The organism is Bradyrhizobium zhengyangense, from assembly GCF_022012435.1.
Taxonomy (GTDB): Bacteria; Pseudomonadota; Alphaproteobacteria; order Rhizobiales; family Xanthobacteraceae; genus Bradyrhizobium; species Bradyrhizobium zhengyangense.
In genome coordinates, this window is the sequence record NZ_JAKLUA010000001.1 from 517,452 (window position 1) to 534,307 (window position 16,856).

The 16,856-nt window shown below is 62.9% G+C and carries 18 protein-coding genes; 8 read left to right on the forward strand and 10 right to left on the reverse strand.

What is annotated here, in order from left to right:
- Positions 1-32 precede the first annotated feature (32 nt).
- The 3 genes from nthA to L6637_RS02445 are packed head-to-tail and all read left to right on the forward strand — an operon-like array spanning position 33 to position 1,698.
- A complete protein-coding gene (gene nthA, locus L6637_RS02435; protein WP_237869994.1) occupies positions 33-662 on the forward strand; it encodes a nitrile hydratase subunit alpha in 630 nt (209 codons plus the stop codon).
- Positions 659-1,318 carry a nitrile hydratase subunit beta gene (gene nthB, locus L6637_RS02440; RefSeq protein WP_237862428.1) on the forward strand — a complete coding sequence of 220 codons (660 nt, stop codon included), beginning with the start codon at positions 659-661 and terminating at the stop codon, positions 1,316-1,318. Before nthA ends, nthB begins: the two co-directional genes overlap by 4 nt.
- Positions 1,318-1,698, forward strand: a complete 381-nt coding sequence (locus L6637_RS02445) for a nitrile hydratase accessory protein (RefSeq protein WP_237862429.1) — start codon at positions 1,318-1,320, stop codon at positions 1,696-1,698. The genes nthB and L6637_RS02445 overlap by 1 nt, the downstream gene beginning before the upstream one ends.
- Before the next feature lie 143 nt (positions 1,699-1,841).
- Here L6637_RS02445 and queC read toward each other — a convergent pair whose 3' ends face one another.
- Positions 1,842-2,555, reverse strand: coding sequence for a 7-cyano-7-deazaguanine synthase QueC (gene queC / locus L6637_RS02450; protein ID WP_237869018.1), 714 nt, complete (start codon positions 2,553-2,555; stop codon positions 1,842-1,844).
- Between the two features lie 127 nt (positions 2,556-2,682).
- On the opposite strand from queC, the gene mazG reads away from it, so the two are divergent.
- Together mazG and L6637_RS02460 are read left to right on the forward strand one after the other, a co-directional pair.
- Positions 2,683-3,501: a nucleoside triphosphate pyrophosphohydrolase gene (mazG, locus tag L6637_RS02455; RefSeq protein WP_237862431.1), complete on the forward strand. Its 819-nt coding sequence runs from the start codon at positions 2,683-2,685 to the stop codon at positions 3,499-3,501.
- Between the two features lie 14 nt (positions 3,502-3,515).
- Entirely contained in the window at positions 3,516-3,974 is a 459-nt protein-coding gene (locus tag L6637_RS02460) for a GNAT family N-acetyltransferase (RefSeq protein WP_237862432.1), read from the forward strand.
- A gap of 11 nt (positions 3,975-3,985) precedes the next feature.
- On the opposite strand, the gene L6637_RS02465 is transcribed toward L6637_RS02460, so the two are convergent.
- From L6637_RS02465 to L6637_RS02505, 9 genes are all read right to left on the reverse strand, one after another.
- Entirely contained in the window at positions 3,986-4,441 is a 456-nt protein-coding gene (locus tag L6637_RS02465; RefSeq protein WP_237869019.1) for an SMI1/KNR4 family protein, read from the reverse strand.
- 28 nt (positions 4,442-4,469) lie between these two features.
- Entirely contained in the window at positions 4,470-5,852 is a 1,383-nt protein-coding gene (hflX, locus tag L6637_RS02470; RefSeq protein ID WP_237869020.1) for a GTPase HflX, read from the reverse strand.
- Between the two features lie 11 nt (positions 5,853-5,863).
- Entirely contained in the window at positions 5,864-6,112 is a 249-nt protein-coding gene (hfq, locus tag L6637_RS02475) for an RNA chaperone Hfq (RefSeq protein WP_007591126.1), read from the reverse strand.
- A 247-nt stretch (positions 6,113-6,359) separates the two neighbouring features.
- Positions 6,360-7,730 (reverse strand): nitrogen assimilation response regulator NtrX, encoded by a 1,371-nt coding sequence (gene ntrX, locus L6637_RS02480; RefSeq protein WP_237862435.1) that lies wholly within the window; start codon positions 7,728-7,730, stop codon positions 6,360-6,362.
- Between the two features lie 17 nt (positions 7,731-7,747).
- Positions 7,748-10,171: a sensor histidine kinase NtrY-like gene (locus tag L6637_RS02485; protein WP_237869021.1), complete on the reverse strand. Its 2,424-nt coding sequence runs from the start codon at positions 10,169-10,171 to the stop codon at positions 7,748-7,750.
- Between the two features lie 348 nt (positions 10,172-10,519).
- Positions 10,520-10,690, reverse strand: coding sequence for a hypothetical protein (locus L6637_RS02490; protein WP_237869023.1), 171 nt, complete (start codon positions 10,688-10,690; stop codon positions 10,520-10,522).
- 26 nt (positions 10,691-10,716) lie between these two features.
- Positions 10,717-11,067 carry a phasin gene (locus tag L6637_RS02495; RefSeq protein WP_237869025.1) on the reverse strand — a complete coding sequence of 117 codons (351 nt, stop codon included), beginning with the start codon at positions 11,065-11,067 and terminating at the stop codon, positions 10,717-10,719.
- Between the two features lie 16 nt (positions 11,068-11,083).
- Positions 11,084-11,947, reverse strand: a complete 864-nt coding sequence (locus tag L6637_RS02500) for an alpha/beta fold hydrolase (RefSeq protein WP_237869027.1) — start codon at positions 11,945-11,947, stop codon at positions 11,084-11,086.
- A 9-nt stretch (positions 11,948-11,956) separates the two neighbouring features.
- Positions 11,957-14,464 carry an alpha/beta hydrolase gene (locus L6637_RS02505; protein ID WP_237869029.1) on the reverse strand — a complete coding sequence of 836 codons (2,508 nt, stop codon included), beginning with the start codon at positions 14,462-14,464 and terminating at the stop codon, positions 11,957-11,959.
- Between the two features lie 131 nt (positions 14,465-14,595).
- On the opposite strand from L6637_RS02505, the gene L6637_RS02510 reads away from it, so the two are divergent.
- The 3 genes from L6637_RS02510 to L6637_RS02520 all read left to right on the forward strand — a co-directional run bounded on the left by L6637_RS02510 (position 14,596) and on the right by L6637_RS02520 (position 16,856).
- Positions 14,596-15,522, forward strand: a complete 927-nt coding sequence (locus L6637_RS02510) for an alpha/beta fold hydrolase (RefSeq protein ID WP_237862441.1) — start codon at positions 14,596-14,598, stop codon at positions 15,520-15,522.
- The gene (locus L6637_RS02515) at positions 15,519-16,115 is read left to right on the forward strand and encodes a hypothetical protein (RefSeq protein WP_237869031.1); all 597 of its coding nucleotides are present in this window, start codon (positions 15,519-15,521) and stop codon (positions 16,113-16,115) included. Before L6637_RS02510 ends, L6637_RS02515 begins: the two co-directional genes overlap by 4 nt.
- A gap of 93 nt (positions 16,116-16,208) precedes the next feature.
- Positions 16,209-16,856, forward strand: a complete 648-nt coding sequence (locus tag L6637_RS02520; protein ID WP_237862443.1) for a CoA transferase subunit A — start codon at positions 16,209-16,211, stop codon at positions 16,854-16,856.

Genomic DNA, 16,856 nt, shown 5'->3' on the forward strand with positions numbered 1-16,856 from the left:
GGACAGGATCATTGCGCTTAATCTTTCGCGCCATGAGCCACGATCACGACCATCATCATCACGACGACCATTCGGAATTGTCCGAGACCGAGCTGCGCGTGCGCGCGCTCGAGACTGTCCTGACCGAGAAAGGCTATGTCGAGCCGGCTGCGCTCGACGCCATCATCCAGGCCTACGAGACCAAGATCGGCCCGCATAATGGCGCGCGCGTCGTCGCCAAGGCCTGGACCGATCCGGCGTTCAAGCAGGCGCTGCTGGAGGACGGCAGCAAGGCGATCGGCACGCTCGGCCATGTCAGCCGCGTCGGCGACCATCTCGTCGTGGTCGAGAATACGCCTGAGCGGCACAACATGGTCGTGTGCACGCTGTGCTCCTGCTACCCTTGGGAAATGCTGGGGTTGCCGCCGGTCTGGTACAAGGCCTCGCCCTACCGCTCGCGTGCCGTGAAGGATCCGCGCGGCGTGCTTGCCGATTTCGGCGTGAGCGTGCCGAAAGACATCGAGATCCGGGTGTGGGATTCCACCGCCGAGACGCGCTTCCTGGTGCTGCCGATGCGGCCGGCTGGAACGGAAGGCTGGAGCGAAGAGCAGCTTGCCGAGCTCGTGACGCGCGACTCCATGATCGGGACCGGCTTCCCCAGGGCGCCCGGAGCTCCGTCGTGAACGGTGTGCACGACATGGGCGGCATGGACGGCTTTGGAAAAGTCGAGCCAGAGCCCAACGAGCCTGTCTTTCATGAAGAATGGGAGTCCCGGGTGCTGGCGATGGTGCGCGCGATGGGCGCGGCCGGCGCCTTCAACATCGACACCTCGCGCTTCTATCGCGAGACGATCCCGCCGCATGTCTATCTCTCCAGCTCCTACTACAAGAAGTGGTTCCTCGGCCTCGAGGAGATGCTGATCGAGAAGGGCTACCTCACCCGGGAGGAAGTCGCCGCGGGCCATGCCAAGAAGCCCGGCAAGGCCCTCAAGCACGGCAAGTTCGATCTCGGTCAGGTCGAGCGCATCATGGTACGCGGCAAGTTCGCCCGCCCTGCTCCAGCGCCGGCAAAATTCAAGATCGGCGACCGCGTGCGTGCCAAGAACATTCATCCGACCACGCATACGCGGCTGCCGCGCTATGTCCGCGGCCATGTCGGCGTGGTCGAGCTCAATCACGGTTGCCACGTGTTTCCCGACACGGCGGCGATGGAGCGCGGCGAGAACCCGCAATGGCTCTACACCGTCGTGTTCGAAGGCCGGGATCTCTGGGGCGCGGATGGTGATCCGACCCTGAAGGTCTCGATCGACGCGTTCGAGCCATATCTGGATCCGGCGTGATGAGCAGCAGCGCTGCCGCCGCAGCGACGGCGGCGATTCCAAGCATTCCGCGTGACGACGATGGCCCGGTGTTCCGCGCGCCCTGGGAAGCGCAGGCCTTTGCGATGGCCTTGAGCCTGCACGATCGCGGCGTGTTCACGTGGCCCGAATGGGCCGCAGCCCTCGCTGACGAGATCAAGCGTGCGCAGGCCGCAGGCGATCCTGATACGGGCGAGACCTATTATCTGCACTGGCTCGCCACGCTGGAAGGCCTCGTCGCACGCAAGGGCGTCGCGTCGATGGACACGCTGCATCGCTATCGCGATGCGTGGGATCACGCCGCGGACCGCACGCCGCACGGCAAGCCGATCGAACTGCGGCCGGAGGATTTTGCGCGGTAGTTGCCTCACCCGTCATTGCGAGCGCAGCGAAGCAATCCAGAATCCCTCAAAGGCGGCAGTCTGGATTGCTTCGTCGCATCAGCGCAAAATTGCTACGCAATTTTGTCGCGGGCTCCTCGCAATGACGGCGGAGCGAGACGCAGCTACTTGGCCGCCACAAACTCCCGCCACCCCTTCGCCCGCAGGCTGCACGCCGGGCACTCGCCGCAACCGTAACCCCAATCATGCTGCGCGCCGCGTTCGCCGAGATAGCAGGTGTGGGACTGCTCGCGGATCAGATCGACCAGCGGGTCGCCGCCAAGGTCATGGGCGAGCTTCCATGTCGCCGCCTTGTCGATCCACATCAGCGGCGTGTGCAGCTCGAAGGATCTTGCCATCCCGAGCGAGAGCGCTGATTGCATGGCGCGGATGGTCTCGTCGCGGCAATCGGGATAGCCGGAATAGTCGGTCTCGCACATGCCGCCGACGATGTGGGTGATGCCGCGCCGATAGGCCAGCGCCGCAGCAAAGGTCAGGAACACGAGATTACGGCCGGGCACAAAAGTGTTCGGCAGGCCATCGGCGCCCATGGTGATCGCGACATCGCGCGTCAGCGCCGTCTCGGACACCGCGGCCAGCGTCGGGATCGACAGGGTGTGGCTCTCGCCGAGCTTTGAGGCCCAATCGGCGCGCAGGCCCTTGATGCCCTCGAACAGGCGGTCGCGGCAATCGAGCTCGACGGCGTGGCGCTGGCCATACTCGAACCCCAGCGTCTCCACGCGCGCGAAGCGGCTGAGCGCCCAGGCAAGGCAGGTGGTGGAATCCTGACCTCCGGAGAACAGCACCAGCGCGGTTTGTGATGAATATGCGTCGCTCATGGGCCGCGCTTTAGCACCGCGGAACGAATCAGCCAATCGGTGGAAATCGACCTGTTCCGCAGGCCGACGCTGGGAACGGCGGCCCGCTTTTGGCATAAGCTTTTTGGACCCAGGAGACTGCCCAGCAATGACCCCTTCCCGCGACATTTCCCGCCTGATCGAGATCATGGCGGCGCTGCGCACGCCAGTGACCGGCTGCCCCTGGGACCTCGAGCAGGATTTTTCGACCATCGCGCCCTACACGATCGAGGAAGCCTATGAGGTGGTCGACGCCATCGACCGCGGCGATCTCGACGACCTCCGCGAAGAGCTCGGCGACCTCCTGCTGCAGGTGGTGTTCCACGCCCAGATGGCCGAGGAGCAGAATGCGTTTTCCTTTGGAGACGTCGTCGAAGCCATCACGCGAAAAATGATCCGGCGCCATCCCCATGTCTTCGCCGACAAGGACGGCAACCTCGCCTCTTCCCACGTCAAGGAAGTCTGGGACCGCATCAAGGCCGAGGAGAAAGCCGAGCGCGCCGCGCGCCGGCCGCCGGAGGCAACGCCGCCGCACAAGTCGTTGCTGTCAGGCGTCAAGGCCGGCCAGCCCGCGCTGACGCGCGCGATGGAGCTGCAGCGCAAGGCCTCGACCGTCGGCTTCGACTGGAACGATCCGCGCGCCGTGCTGCAAAAAATCCGCGAGGAAGCCGACGAGATCGAGGCCGCGCTCGACCGCAACGACAAGCAGGAGATCGCGGAGGAGACGGGTGATCTGATGTTCGCCCTCGTCAACCTCGCCCGGCATGTCGACGCCGATCCGGAAGCCGCGCTGCGTGCGACGAATGCGAAATTCGAGCGGCGCTTTGCCTATATCGAGCGCGCACTGGAAGCGCAGGGCCGCACGCTGGAGCAGGCGTCGCTGGCGGAGATGGATGCGCTGTGGAACGCCGCGAAGACCGCCAGCTGATTCAAGGATACGCAGTGGACATCAGGCAGGACGATCCGAAAGCGCCACATGTCGCCGACTTGTTGGCACATCATCTCGAAGAGCTGCGTAGCGTCATGGGTAAGCACGCGCAGGCACTGGACGCGAGCGGTCTTTCTGCCCCGTCCGTGACGTTCTGGACGGCCTGGCAAGGCGACGCGCTGGCTGGCTTCGGGGCCTTGAAGCAGCTGGATGCCACACATGGCGAAGTGAAGTCGATGCGTGCCGCGCCCTCTGCGCGGCGGACCGGGGCCGGGCGCGCGATTCTGAACCACATCATCGCTGAAGGCCGCAAGCGCGGATATGCGCGTCTCAGCCTGGAGACCGGCACGGCGCCGCTGCACGCTCCGGCCGTCGCGCTCTACCGCAGCGTTGGCTTCGTCTCGTGTGCGCCGTTCGCCGACTATCTGGCGAGCCCGCACAACCAGTTCATGAGCCTCGATCTGTCGAACTGAATCCGTGGGTGCTAGCTCTGCTCGACTGCAATCAGCTCGCGGAGCCAATCCGCGAAGGAGTTGGCGACAAGTTGCAGGTGCTGATCCGGACCTGCCTCGTGATTCCAGAAAACAACGCGATGCTCGTCGTCAACAACGTCCCGGACATCAAGACAATGATGGTTTCCGAAGCCGTCATTGTAGAATGCTATGAGATATGGTGGCATCGGCGGGTACATTTCAGTCCGCTCGCTCAGCGTCATTTCCTTGAGCCGGCACCACAACTGAATCTTCGCGCCAAGACCGTAAATATCGTTCGCGCCAACGCGCAGCCAGCCATAGGCTTGCAGGTAGTCGGCAAAGCTTCCAACGAAATGAGCGCCTAGTTCGCGCTCGCAACTGGCGATCTCGTCGGCCGACGCTCCCGGACCGTGCTCAATCTCACCTGGGAAGTCTTGCAAGATTGTGCGGATCACTTCTGCGGACATTGTGCTGCTTACCCGGGGCGCCCGCGGCTCATGCCACGTGATGCGGCACGGCGTCGAACCTGTTCACCACGATGTCCCGCTTGGTCTCGTCCACCCGCACGGTCATATCAAAACGGCCGTCGTGCAGCTCCTTGGCCAGGACCTCGGAATTGCGATGTAGCCAGCTGATGCCGGCGCCGTCAGAGGCGTCAATCGAGAGATCGAGCGTGGTGCGTTTGGCCGCAAGTCGTTCCTCGATCGCGGCGAGCAGCGCATCGATCCCCTCGCCTGACACGGCGGAGACCAGCATCGCGGGATGATCTTCCGGCCGGCGCGCTGCAATGTTCAACAACGCTTCGCGCTTATCAGGCTCGTAGCGGTCGATCTTGTTCCAGACCTCGATGATGCGGCCGCTGTCATCAGGGTTTATGCCGAGCTGGCGCAGCACGGCATCGACGTCGCTCTGCTGGGCCTCCGCGTCTTCGTGCGAGATGTCGCGGACGTGCAGGATGACGTCGGCTTCCAGCACCTCCTCAAGCGTGGCGCGGAAGGCGGCAACGAGCTGGGTCGGCAGGTTGGAGATGAAGCCGACGGTGTCCGACAACATCGCCTTGCCGCCATGCGGCAGCGTGAGCGCGCGCAGGGTGGGATCGAGCGTTGCGAACAGCATGTCGGCAGCCTGCACATCGGCGCGGGTCAGGCGATTGAACAGCGTCGACTTGCCGGCATTGGTGTAGCCGACCAGCGCGACCACGCGGTACGGCACGCGCTGGCGGCCGGCGCGATGCAGGCGGCGCGTCGCCTGCACCTTCTTCAGCTCGCTTTCGAGCTTGGTGATGCGCTCCTGGATCAGGCGGCGGTCGGCCTCGATCTGGGTCTCGCCGGGACCGCCCATGAAACCGAAGCCGCCGCGCTGGCGTTCGAGATGGGTCCACGACCGCACCAGGCGCGAGCGCTGATAGTTGAGATGGGCGAGCTCGACCTGGAGCGAACCCTCCTTGGTCTTGGCGCGGCGGCCGAAGATTTCCAGGATCAAGCCGGTGCGGTCGAGCACCTTGGCGTGCAATTCCTTCTCGAGATTGCGCTGCTGGATCGGTGCCAGCGCGCAATCCATCACCACGAGCTCGACGTCGAGGCTCTTGGCGAGCGCCGCGATCTCCTCGACCTTGCCCTTGCCGATATAGGTCGCCGGCCGGATCTGGTTGATCGGCGCGATGATGGCGTCGGCAATGACGAGGTCGATCGCACGCGCGAGGCCCGCGGCTTCATCGAGCCGGGCCTCGGCGTCGCGTTGAACATGACTCTCCGATTGCGCGTCGGCACTTCCCGCACGCGCTCGCAAATAGGGGCCGACGACAAGCACCCGCCCCGTTTGCTTAGCCCCAGCCGACCGTGGACGGTCGGCCTCCCCGTCGAAATTCCGGGGTTCCAATCAGATCACTCTCAAGCCGGCTGATCCTCGCCGCCTTCGAACAGCTGGATCGGAGCGCCCGGCATGATGGTCGAGATCGCGTGCTTGTAGACCAGCTGCGAGTGACCGTCGCGCCGAAGCAGCAAACAGAAATTGTCGAACCAGGTCACGATGCCCTGGAGCTTTACTCCGTTGACCAGAAAGATCGTCAGTGGCGTTTTAGTTTTGCGAACGTGATTGAGGAAGGTGTCCTGTAGGTTTTGTGCGCGGTCTGCCGCCATTGTTTTTTTCTCGCTTTGAGTTTCTTTTTATTGCGCCCGGGAGCGGCCCTGTTTTCAAAATTGGGCCTTCTTCCGGTGGCCGCTCCTCATGAGATCCCCCTCGGAGGAACGGCTGGCCGATTAGAGGACAGGTGGACATTTTAGGCAAGCCGCTTCGCGCGGCACAACGCGCCCTATTTCTCCGAAAAACTACGGAAATAGATGATTTTTCTCAGATATCACGCAAGAGCGGCCGCGACGTCGGGCCTTAGCCAACTCCGAGCGCTTTCAACTTCCGGTGTAGTGCCGACCGTTCCATGCCAACAAACTCGGCCGTACGAGAAATATTTCCTGAGAAACGGCTGATCTGGGCAATCAAATAGTCGCGCTCGAACACTTCGCGTGCCTCTCGCAGCGGCAGGCCCATGATGTGCTCGCCATTGTTGCTGGTCGGCATCGCCGGCACCATCGAGCCGACGTCCTGGGGCAGCATGTCGGCGGTGATGATCACCTCCGGACCGCCCGCGGCCAGAATCATGACTCTCTCAACGTTGTTGCGAAGCTGGCGCACATTGCCCGGCCAGACATGCGATTGCAGCACCGCCATCGCGTCCTGGCCGATCTGGCGCTTGGGCAGGCCGCTGCCGGCCGAGATCTGCTCCATGAAATAATCGATCAATTCAGGAATGTCCTCGCGCCGCTCCGACAGCGCGGGCACGCGGATCGGCACCACCGAGAGACGGTGATAGAGGTCCTCGCGGAAATGGCCGGCCGCGATCTCCTCCTCGAGATTGCGCGCGGTCGACGAGATGATGCGGACGTCGACTTGCACCTTGGCGGTGCCGCCGACGCGCTGGAACGACTGCTCCACCAGCACGCGCAGGATCTTGTTCTGGGTCTCGCGCGGCATGTCAGCGATCTCGTCGATGAACAGCGTGCCGCCATGCGCTTCCTCGAGCGCACCAGGCTTGCGCGGATGCTCGCCGTTGGACTGCTCGACGCCGAACAGCTCGTGCTCCATCCGCTCCGGCGTCATCGCCGCCGCATTGATGACGACGAACGGGCCGTCGGCGCGACCCGAGGCCGTATGCAGCGTGCGCGCGGTCAGTTCCTTGCCGGCGCCGGCGGGACCGACGATCAGGATGCGGCTGTTGGCCTTGGCCGCGCGCTCGATGGTTTGGCGCAGCTGGTTCATGCTCGGCGAGCGGCCGACCAGCGAGCTTGCGCTCGGCGCGAGCTGCTTCAGCTCCTTGACCTCGCGCTTGAGGCGCGAGTTTTCCAGCGCTCTGGTGGCGACCAGAATGAGACGGTCGGCCTTGAACGGCTTCTCGATGAAATCATAGGCGCCGCGCTTGATCGCGGCGACGGCGGTCTCGATGTTGCCGTGACCGGAGATCATCACCACAGGCAGATCGGCATTATCCTTCTTGACCTGCTCCAAGAGCTGCAGGCCATCGAGCTTGGAGCCCTGCAGCCAGATGTCGAGGAACACCAGATGCGGCCGGCGGTTGGCGATTTCGGCCAGCGCCGAGTCGCTGTCGCGCGCGGTCCTCGTGACAAAACCCTCGTCTTCGAGGATGCCCGCAACGAGATCCCGAATATCGGCCTCATCATCGACAATCAGAATTTCACTTGCCATGGGTCGCGCCTGTCTTCTCAGCTACCTGTTGAGGCTTCGATTTTCGTTGAATCATTGGTCTTTTCAGCCGGCTCTTTGGTTTCGGCCGCCGGCACTTTTGTTTCCTGCGCCGTAACGGAATCCCTGGCGGACTCTGCCGCCGATTGCTTGATTTCGGGCGTGGTTGCGTCCTTGGCCGTATCAGTCACCGCTGGCACAGGCTCGGCTCCTTCGGCCTTCTTGGCCTGTCCGGAGATCGCAAAGCGCATCCGCATCCAGGCGCCGCGCTGGCCTTCGCGGAAGTCGGAGGCATCCTTCAGCTCGATGCGACCGCCATGGTCCTCCAGCACGCGGCCGACGATGGCAAGGCCAAGGCCGGTGCCCTTGGCGCGCGTCGTCACGTAGGGCTCGAGCAGCCGCGAGCGCGCGACCTTGGGCAGGCCAATGCCGTTGTCGATGACGTCGATCAACACGTCCTCGCCCTCGCGCGACACCACGACGTCGATGCGGCCCTTGCCGAGCTCTTCCGGCGGGACCTGCTCGATCGCCTCGGTCGCGTTCTTGACGATGTTGGTGACCGCTTGCGAGATCAGCCGGCGGTCGAACTGGGCGCGCAGCGGATCTTCTCTGAACTCGGCCTCGATATCGAGTTCGGGATGGGCGACCTTCATCAGGAACACCGCCTGCCGCACGGTGTCGGCGACGTCCTCACCTTCCATGACGGGTTTCGGCATCCGCGCAAAGCGCGAGAATTCGTCGACCATGCGCCTGATGTCGTCGACCTGACGCACGATGGTATCGGTGCACTGGTCGAAGATCTGCTTGTCCTTGGCTTCGGTGATGTCCTTGCCGAACTTGCGGCGGATACGTTCGGCCGAGAGCTGGATCGGCGTCAGCGGGTTCTTGATCTCGTGGGCGATGCGGCGCGCGACATCGCCCCAGGCCGAGGTGCGCTGGGCCGAGACCAGTTCGGTGATGTCGTCGAGCGTGATGATGTAGCTGTCGTGCGGCTGGTTCTTCTCGGCGCTGACACGAACCGACAGATTACGCTCGGTGCCGTCGCGCGTGATCGTGATCTGGCCTTGCACCAGGCGCTGAGTCCCTTCCCGCGACGCCTTCATCATCTCGTCGAGCTCGGGCAGCACGTCAGAGAGCGGATGGCCGAGCGTCTCGGCCTCGGAATGCCCGATCAGCTTCTCGGCGGAGCGGTTGAGGATACCGACGCTCCCCGACGTGTCGACGCCGATGATGCCGGCGCTGGCCGACGACAGCACGGCCTCGATGAAGCGACGGCGGCTGTCGATGAGATCGCTGGCATTGACGAGTTCGTCGCGCTGGCTGCGCAATTCCTGCGTCATCTTGTTGAAGGTCTCGCCAAGCTGGGCGAGGTCGCCTTCCGATTTGTGCACCTGCACCCTCACATGGAGGTCGCCGGTCGAGACGGTGTGGGCTGCGTTCATCAACCGTCGGATCGGCGCCACCAGCGAGTTGGCGAAGTTGAGCCCGATCAGCACCGAGGCCATCAAAATGGTCAGCGCGATCACCGCGAACATCAGCGCGAAGGCGACCTGGATTCCGAGCTTGCGCGACTCAATCTGGGCATATTCGGCAACGCTCAACTCGGTCTGTCTGAGTTGCGCGACGACCCTTGGATCAAGAGGGCGCGCGACGTAGAGGAAGGTATCGGTGAAGCCCTTGAGCCTGATCACGGCTGCCACCAGATTTTGATCGGGCAGAACCGCGATTTCGGGCTCGTTCTCGTTGACGTTCTGAAGAAACTCCGGCGCAGGCGGCGCGAAGGTGAGCGGGACACCGCCGGTTTCCGCCGACAGGATCGGATTGGCGTCCTTGCCCATCAGCATCGCGCCCGGCAGGTTACGTGCCGCTGCGCTCGAGGTCAGCAGTTGCAGGAACGACTGCCGATCCTGGTCAAACAGCAGCGGAACGCGCGAGATGTCGTTGGCCATGCCGAGAATGTCGCCGCGGATCACTTGCGCGTGCTCCTGCATGTAGGCGCGCGCGATGATCAGCGAATTCTGGATGACTTCTTTGGTCGGTCCAGAGAACAATCGGTCGAGGCCGCGTTCGATAGTGACGTTGGCGACTACGGAAACAAGCACCGCCGGCAGCACGGCGACGATCGAGAACAGACTGACGATCTGCACGTGCAGCCGCGCCGCCGCCCGCCCGCGCCGGCGGGCCTGGATCATCTGCCAGACTTCGCGGACAATGATCCCGATCAGGAGCAGGATAGTGCCCGCATTGATCGCCAGGAAGGAGCTGACGACCTCCCGAGTTGGCTCGATGCTGGTCAGGCCAGTTAAAACCAGGAAGGTCAGAAGCGCCGACAGCAATGCGAGAGCCACGGCAAACGGGCCCAGCCAGCGCCTTACCGACCAGCGCCGGGGCTCTTCGGCTGGGGCCGAGTCAAAGGATGCGGCCGAGGTATCTGCGCTGGTCATTCCGGCAATGGGTGCTGAATACGGGGTCCGCTTGGGCGGAGACTGATGTATTCGTACCACATTGTTGCTAAGACGCGACAGTGTCAAATAGCCACGTGATCTCAGTAGCTTGCCGAATTCAACTTCTTCTTTTAGCCATGATTTCCCAAAACGGAGAAGCCGGGATTCGAGAGCTCCTCGCGGCAGGGCCCCTCGCCGGCAGCTGCTCACGGAACCAGCCCCGTCCGCCATGACCTGCGAGCCCGCGGTCCGCGCCAGATCAATTCCCGGCCTGCCGTGAGACTCCCGCGACCCGGTAGGAGACTCCCGACTTGGGTGATGTCAGCTGATTGCCACGGCGCTGCCAGCTCAATCCTGCTTGCGCCGATCGAGGCGTTTTCGTTGCGCCCTCATGCGCTCGATCTCCTTCGTCAGCTCGTCGGTCTTTTCCTCGAGCCGTTGATCTCTCGACACCTGCTGATCGGCGCTGCGCAGCTTCTCGATGGTCTTTTCGACCGAGAGCTTCCTGATTTCAGCCATGACCTTCTCCAACCCGATGATGTGGCTCAGATTTTGGTACCGAACATGGCGCTCGCCGCCTTCATCGCGGACTCGCCCATGGTCTTGGCCTGGTCGGTGAGCGCGCGCATCTGGTCCTGGAAGAACTCGGATTGAATCTTGAGCGCATCCTGCACGTCCTGGGCCTGGATGAGCTTCTCGCCGAGATCGAACGTCGCCGCGACGTTATGCTGCATGCGGGCGCAGATCTCCTTTGCCTGACCGGAAATCGGCAAGGGCGAAGAGCCAAGCCCCTTCTCCAGCAGATCAAAGTATTCCGCATTCGCCTTGCGCAAGCGTCCGAGCGTCTCTCCGAGCATCGTTCGGATTGCTTCTGCGGATGGGTTGATCTCAGCCATGGCCTCTCTCCTGTGGTTATGCGGCAAGTCCCCCGAAGCAGGCGCCGAAATAACCGGCATAGAGCGCCGGCATTTCCAGGTTCATCGAATGTCCGATCCGGGGCACGATCACGAGGCGGCAGTCCGGCATTGCTTCTGCCATCGTGCGTAGGTCAGCCGGCGGGATCCAGCCGTCCCATTCGCCCCACAGCACCAGATGCGGATGCCGCAGCTCTTTCATACGGCGCTCGAGCTCGCGGCTCTCTCTTTCCCGCGTCAGATTGATCGGCGTCCCGATCCAGATGCCTTCCGAGACGCCAAAGGTCTGGTCAATGATGCGGTCGAACAGCGCCTGGATCTCGCCCAGGCCTTCGCGGAAGCGAGGCACGGCGTTCGGCGCCATGCTGTCTGGTACGAACAGCGAGGAAGCCGCGGTCGCCATGACCGTCCGCGTCAGCTCCTTATTCGCCATCATCGCCCGAAACAGGCCGATCTGATCGGCATTGAAGGCCATGCCGAGCGGCGTCACCGGATCGAGCGCGAACACGCGGCCAAAGCGCTGGGGCTGCGCCAGCAGCATGCGCGCCGCAATGATGCCGCCGGTCGAATGCGTGGCGAGATGGCAATAGCCGATCCCCAGCGCATCGAGCGCGGCGATCATGTCATCGGCGTGCTGCTGCATGGAATAGTTTGAATAGTCTGTCGCAGGCTTCGGCCGATCGCTGTCGCCGCAGCCGCGCCAGTCGATGCCGATGACACGGAGGCCCGAGGGAAACAGCGGTGCGGCGAGCTCGATCCAGTCCTTGCTGGCGAGATTGCCGTGGATGAAGACGACGGTGACGTCGCCCTGTCCCCACTCCCGCCAGCCAAGCTGGACTTCTCCCGCCTGCACCCGTGGCATCAACCGATCCTATTTGTTCAAGCCAGCCGTGGGCGCAGCGCCAGGCGGGGTCGGCGCCACGGGGATGGCCGAGGCGACGGCGCCCTTGATCATGCGGTCGGTGCCCAGTGGCGATGATGTGTCCACGCGTCCCTTGATCACGAAGTCGACGACATCGGCGGAATACTCCACCGGGTTGTCGGTGTGGATGAAGTGCCCCGTCTCTGGATAGATCTTGAGCATCGGCCGGTTGCCGGCATTGGTCATGCGCGACATGAACGGCGTGATGACGTCGCGTCCGAGATCCGTCAGTCCGTTGAAGGCCGGCGTCGGAATGAACGGTTCCTTGTCGCCGAACGCGAGGAAGATCGGCGCCTTGATCTCCGTGACCCGCTCGTAGAGGTTCTTCGGATCATCCTGCTGAAGCTCGGATCCGATTGTGTAGATGTCGAAGATGAAGACGTTGCACCATTGTTCGAGCTCCTTGGGGTTGCCCTTGGTGAGCCCGACGCGCTGCTCGGTATGGAAGCGCGCATACTCGCTGTCGCTGAAGAAGTAGCCGCTCTTCGCCGCCGACACCACGCCGGTGTCGGGATCACGCTTCTTGAAATAGAAGAAGTCGCGAATGCCCTGCTCGTCACGGGCCTTCTCAGCAGCCAGGATGCCAGTCTGGTCCCAGATCTGCCTCCACTTGTCGAAGTCGCGGCCGAGACCCGGCTGGAACAAAGGTGCTTTCTTATCCTTCGCAATGGTGATGTCGCGCGGGTATTCCTCGAGTCCTGAAGGCGCTTCGAGTGCAAGCCCCTGCACCGCGTCCGGCCAGGTCAGTGCATAGCCCACCACGAACTGGCCACCGAGCGAGTGGCCGAGATAATAGGCCTTCTTGACGCCAAGCTGGTTGACGACGAGATCGTAGATGGTCTCGCGCATGTCCTGCATGGTGCGCGCCGGGCTCTTGTCGAGATTGCCCGGCCCCGACATGCCGTAGCCCGGCAAGTCAGGAACGATCACGCGCAAGCCGCTCCGCAGCGCATATTGCATGATGTTGCCGTAGTGCCCGCCGAACGCGCCCTTGCCGTGGATGATCACGAGCACCTTCGGGTCCTTATCGGTGCCGGCATACTCATCCATGTAGCCGATCTGCCAGGTATTGCCGATCTTGTCTTTGGCATTGGCGTATTTGACCGGATAAGGATAGGTCACGAAATCCTTCCAGAAGGATTTGCCCGGATCGATCTTTTCGGCGACGCCCGGAACACGATAATTTTTGTCGACAAACAACTGGGCGCGATCGAGCGCCGCCACATCGTCCATGAAGGCGACGAACTTGGGATCGTTCTTGCGCTGGTTGATGATCGGGAACACGCCGTAATGGGCGACCGGGCTTTCCTGCGCGATCAGGTCTGCCCCCGGCACGCGATCGACAGCCTTCTGTGCCAGCTTGAAGTTGAGCCAGAGATCGTTGGTGATGTGCATCACCAGCGTGCGCGCCTGGATACGGCCGAGATAGGGATTGATGTTGTGGGTCTCGCCGACCCGATTGCGCCAGACGAGATCGACGGCGTCATAGAGCTTGGCGCGGTTAGTGACATTCAGGCCCGCCTTCTCGTTCGGGGGATCCCAGTAGAAGATTTCAGGCTGGACGGCCTTCCAGTCCTGGGTCGTGCGAAAGGCAAAATCGTATCCGGTCATTCCCAGGATCGACCAGCCGAACGCGACGCCCGGCACCGGATGCTTCTCCTTGGGGAGCTTGTAATAGTCACCCTTGGTCGCCTGCCAGACCGGGTCGCCCTCGATCGCCGCCGTCATCATCTGGAAGGTCCAGTTACCGACAGGGTCGTCGCCGTCTGACTGCGTCGTGCCGCCGATCGGCATCAGCGCGTTGATATATTCCGGATGCATCACGCCCCAGACATAGGTCTGCGTGCCGCCCATGGAGACGCCGGTCACGAGCGCAACGCGCGCGACCTTCAGCTCGTCCCGTAGCAGGCGATAGTTCGCCTGCACCATGTCGTAGTAGCTGTATTGCGGAAACTTGATGCCAAGACCGTCTGACGGCTTGCTCGCACCCCAGGTGCCGAGCGGATCGACCATGATGACGTAGTAGCGGTCGGTGTCGATCGGCCGGCCCGGGCCGATGATCGGAACACTGCCCGAGAGTGGCGCGCCCTTGACCCACTGCTCATACATGTCCGTGGAGTCGCCGGAATAGTAGGAATTGACGACGACGGCATTGGTGATTTCGCCCGCGGCATTGCGCCGCGCGTTGCCGATCGCGATGTAACTGGTGCGAAGCTTGCCTGCGCCGAGCGATTCCAGCGTGACGCCGCCCTCGCCGCCAAACTCCCATTTGGCGCGATCGGACAGGTCATATTTGCCGCCCAGCCTGAAGTTCGCGATCTCGTAGGTCTTCTTCAAACCATCATGTTGCACTTGCGACGAACGCCGCGTGAAAGGTTGTGCAACTGCCAGCGACATGCCGACGAGCAGCAGGATGAGGCCGACGAAACCGCGCCTTACGAATCCTCTCCCGATCATGATGGAGTCCTCCTCCCTTGCGCATTTTGACGGAACGCTAGGCAGGCCGATCGGGCGAGCTTTGATCTAACTCAATGGAATGCGTCCCGTCGGATGAAGGATCGCGCAATCAAAACCTGCTGGCGAACGCAATGCCCTTCCTCAGTCATGGCTCGTACCGGATTCGCTATGAGCTCGACGGTCCGGCCGACGCGCCGGCCTATGTGCTCGTCAACGGGCTCACACAATATGCCGAGCTGTGGGCGGCCTATCGTGATGCTCTGCTGGCCCGGCACTTTCGCGTCGCCACATTTGACCTGCTTGGCCAGGGCGTCTCGGACAAGCCGGCGCTCTTCATCAATCAGGACGATCATGTCGCCGTGCTTCACCAACTGATCAGCGCGCTCGGCGACGGACCCGTCTTCCTCAGCGGCATCAGTTTCGGCGGCCTGATCGCGCTGCGCTATGCCATCGAACACGGCAAGCGTCTGTCCGGGCTGGTGCCGATGAGCTGCTTTGCCGAGCTGTCGCCGCAGCTGCTCTTGATCGGCAACGCACTGCGTACCGGCCTCATCCTCGGTGGCACCAGTTACCTCCAGGACCTGCTGCTGCCAATGAACCTGTCTGACCAATGGCTGGAACCGCTGCTGGACAAGCTCGACAGCGTCAAGCGGCAGGGTTGGCTCGTCAACGACGTCTATGCGCTGCAAAACCTGATGGAGTCCTTTCTCGACTTCCATCCGATCACCTCGCAGCTTTCGTCCATCGCCGTCCCGACCATGATCCTGAATGGCGAATTCGACTTCCTGACTCCCCGCTCCCTGCACGAGACGCTTCGCGTCGAAATCCCCGACAGTGCGTTGGTGATCATTCCGGAGGGCTATCACGCCTTCACCCTCGAGAAGGGAGCGCTCACCGCAGATCTGCTCGCGCGCTTTGCCGAGGACGTGCTGGCCGGGCGCTGGAAGGGCAACAAGGCGGTCTTGATTGCGCCCGACGAGCCCGGCGGCGAGCTTTCGCCGTTTCCGGCCGGCTACGACCATCTGCGCGCGATTCCCGTGCAGAGGCCCTCGCCATGAGCAGCTTCCTCGGGCCGCTCGACGCTGACGGTCGTGTGCCGCCGCACCAGCAGACGCGCGTGGCTGCTTTCCTGATCTCGGCGCATGGCGCGCTCGCACGGCAATTCGCGCTGGCGCTGCCGTTACGGATCGAGGCCGCCTGGCAGACCGAATTGAACGCCCAGTTCTACCGCGAGTCCGAGATCGTCTCGTTGCTCCAGCGCGCGACCACCTGGGTGCCGGATATCGCCCTGGGCTACATGGCCGCTTCGTGGGAGACGACCTGGCTTCCTCCGGCAATCGAATTGACCGGGGATCGCAGTCTTGCGCCTGCCGTCCATCTGGCCACGCTTGCGCATGCCGTTCATGCCGCCATCCGCCCGGCAGCGCTGCTGCCGACCGAGGCCAGCCCGGCTGATCCCTTCGTCCTGGCGTTGCGTCGCATCGAGTTCGAGAGCGGCCGCTTGCTCCAGGCGCAAATCCTGTTCCTGAAAAGGCCTGAGCTCGTGCCCTTCCGCGATGCCGTCAGCGCGACGCTGGAGCAGCGGCACAATGAGATGCGCAGGCTCTGGCGCGAGATGTTGGCGAGCATCGGCATCGACATACGCGAATGATCGGAAGCCTTGACGCAGATCAACGATGGAAATCTGCCGTCCCGGAACATTCCTCCAACACCATGTCCGCTCCTGCCGATCGGAGTTCCATCGATGAAGGCCGTTTCCATCGAAGAAGCCGTTGCGATGATCCCCGCCGGGGCAAGCCTCATGGTCGGAGGTTTCATGGGCGTTGGAACGCCGGAACGTCTGCTCGACGAACTCGTGCGGCAGAAGAAGACCGGGCTAAGCCTGATTTGCAATGATGCAGCCACCCCGGGCAAGGGTGTCGGCAAGCTGTTCGATGCGGCGCTGGTCGCTCGCTTGACTGCCACCCATATCGGCCTCAATCCCAAGGCGCAGCAACAGATGCTGGCGAACCAGATCGCCGTCGATCTCGTCCCGCAGGGTACTTTCGTCGAGCGCATTCGCGCAGGCGGATGCGGTCTCGGCGGCGTTCTGACCCCCACCGGAGTCGGCACGTTGGTTGCCGAAGGCAAGCGTGAGATCGAGGTCGACGGCAAGCCATTCCTGCTGGAGACCGCTCTGCGAGCGCAGTTCGCGCTGGTGCATGCATTCCTCGCCGACTATCTCGGCAACCTCGCCTACGCGCTGACGTCGCGCAATTTCAATCCCGTCATGGCGATGGCCGCCGATACCGTCATCGTCACCGCGGAGAACATCGTGCCCGTCGGAGTTATCGCGCCCGATCACGTCGTGACGCCGGCACCGCTTGTCGACTACCTCATCACCAACGGGTGA

Bases quoted from the DNA above. Each gene is read 5' to 3' on its own strand.
- ntrX (WP_237862435.1), bottom strand. From the start codon at position 7,730: ATGGCAAGTGAAATTCTGATTGTCGATGATGAGGCCGATATTCGGGAT.
- queC (WP_237869018.1), bottom strand. From the start codon at position 2,555: ATGAGCGACGCATATTCATCACAAACCGCGCTGGTGCTGTTCTCCGGA.
- L6637_RS02500 (WP_237869027.1), bottom strand. From the start codon at position 11,947: ATGCCACGGGTGCAGGCGGGAGAAGTCCAGCTTGGCTGGCGGGAGTGG.
- L6637_RS02495 (WP_237869025.1), bottom strand. From the start codon at position 11,067: ATGGCTGAGATCAACCCATCCGCAGAAGCAATCCGAACGATGCTCGGA.
- L6637_RS02510 (WP_237862441.1), top strand. From the start codon at position 14,596: ATGCCCTTCCTCAGTCATGGCTCGTACCGGATTCGCTATGAGCTCGAC.
- L6637_RS02490 (WP_237869023.1), bottom strand. From the start codon at position 10,690: ATGGCTGAAATCAGGAAGCTCTCGGTCGAAAAGACCATCGAGAAGCTG.
- L6637_RS02520 (WP_237862443.1), top strand. From the start codon at position 16,209: ATGAAGGCCGTTTCCATCGAAGAAGCCGTTGCGATGATCCCCGCCGGG.
- L6637_RS02445 (WP_237862429.1), top strand. From the start codon at position 1,318: ATGAGCAGCAGCGCTGCCGCCGCAGCGACGGCGGCGATTCCAAGCATT.
- L6637_RS02515 (WP_237869031.1), top strand. From the start codon at position 15,519: ATGAGCAGCTTCCTCGGGCCGCTCGACGCTGACGGTCGTGTGCCGCCG.
- L6637_RS02465 (WP_237869019.1), bottom strand. From the start codon at position 4,441: ATGTCCGCAGAAGTGATCCGCACAATCTTGCAAGACTTCCCAGGTGAG.
- L6637_RS02505 (WP_237869029.1), bottom strand. From the start codon at position 14,464: ATGATCGGGAGAGGATTCGTAAGGCGCGGTTTCGTCGGCCTCATCCTG.
- L6637_RS02485 (WP_237869021.1), bottom strand. From the start codon at position 10,171: ATGACCAGCGCAGATACCTCGGCCGCATCCTTTGACTCGGCCCCAGCC.
- hfq (WP_007591126.1), bottom strand. From the start codon at position 6,112: ATGGCGGCAGACCGCGCACAAAACCTACAGGACACCTTCCTCAATCAC.
- nthA (WP_237869994.1), top strand. From the start codon at position 33: ATGAGCCACGATCACGACCATCATCATCACGACGACCATTCGGAATTG.
- mazG (WP_237862431.1), top strand. From the start codon at position 2,683: ATGACCCCTTCCCGCGACATTTCCCGCCTGATCGAGATCATGGCGGCG.